The organism is Lentzea alba (genome assembly GCF_047445655.1).
Taxonomy (GTDB): Bacteria; Actinomycetota; Actinomycetes; order Mycobacteriales; family Pseudonocardiaceae; genus Lentzea; species Lentzea alba_A.
Genome location: NZ_JAJAEG010000086.1, coordinates 1,563 through 3,011 on the forward strand (window position 1 = coordinate 1,563; position 1,449 = coordinate 3,011).

1 rRNA gene (cut by a window edge) is annotated in these 1,449 nt (G+C 57.7%); it reads right to left on the reverse strand.

Annotation, left to right across the window (positions count from 1 at the left end):
* Positions 1-1,449: ribosomal RNA gene (locus LFM09_RS49930) — 23S ribosomal RNA — on the reverse strand (its annotated part extends 1,525 nt beyond the left edge of the window); the annotation flags it as partial.

Consider the following 1,449-nt stretch of genomic DNA (forward strand, 5'->3'; position numbering starts at 1 on the left):
CCTGGCGGATTTGCCTACCAGACTCCCTACACGCTTGCACCAGTACTACCACTCACTGGCGGAGCTACCCTCCTGCGTCACCCCATCGCTTGACTACTACAAGTTCAGGTCCCGCGCTCCACAGTCCACCTAGACCCGAAGGTCGTCGGTGAGTGCTTTGGGCGGTTAGTATCACAAGGTTCATCATGGGCGCGTTCACACGGGTACGGGAATATCAACCCGTTGTCCATCGACTACGCCTGTCGGCCTCGCCTTAGGTCCCGACTTACCCTGGGCGGATTAGCCTGGCCCAGGAACCCTTGGTCATCCGGCGGACGAGTTTCTCACTCGTCTTTCGCTACTCATGCCTGCATTCTCACTCGCATAGCGTCCACGGCTGGATTCCTCCGCCGCTTCAACCGCTNTACGGGAATATCAACCCGTTGTCCATCGACTACGCCTGTCGGCCTCGCCTTAGGTCCCGACTTACCCTGGGCGGATTAGCCTGGCCCAGGAACCCTTGGTCATCCGGCGGACGAGTTTCTCACTCGTCTTTCGCTACTCATGCCTGCATTCTCACTCGCATAGCGTCCACGGCTGGATTCCTCCGCCGCTTCAACCGCTACACGACGCTCCCCTACCCATCCCAGCTCAAGGCTGAAATGACACAGCTTCGGCGGTGTGCTTAAGCCCCGCTACATTGTCGGCGCAGGACCACTTGACCAGTGAGCTATTACGCACTCTTTAAAGGGTGGCTGCTTCTAAGCCAACCTCCTGGCTGTCTGTGCGACCCCACATCCTTTCCCACTTAGCACACACTTAGGGGCCTTAGCTGGCGTTCTGGGCTGTTTCCCTCTCGACTACGAAGCTTATCCCCCGCAGTCTCACTGCCGCGCTCTCACACCACGGTATTCGGAGTTTGGTTGATTTCGGTAAGCTTGTGGGCCCCCTAGACCATCCAGTGCTCTACCCCCGCGGTGAAACACACGACGCTGCACCTAAATGCATTTCGGGGAGAACCAGCTATCACGGTGTTTGATTGGCCTTTCACCCCTAACCACAGCTCATCCCCCAGGTTTTCAACCCTGGTGGGTTCGGGCCTCCACGCGGTCTTACCCGCGCTTCACCCTGGCCATGGCTAGATCACACCGCTTCGGGTCTAGACCACGCGACTCAAGCGCCCTATTCAGACTCGCTTTCGCTACGGCTACCCCACACGGGTTAACCTCGCCACGTAGCACTAACTCGCAGGCTCATTCTTCAAAAGGCACGCCGTCACCCCTAAAGGCTCCGACGGATTGTAGGCACACGGTTTCAGGTACTATTTCACTCCCCTCCCGGGGTACTTTTCATCTTTCCCTCACGGTACTAGTCCGCTATCGGTCACCAGGGAGTATTTAGGCTTAGCGGGTGGTCCCGCCAGATTCACAGCGAATTCCACGAGTACGCTGCTACTTGGGAACACTCTAA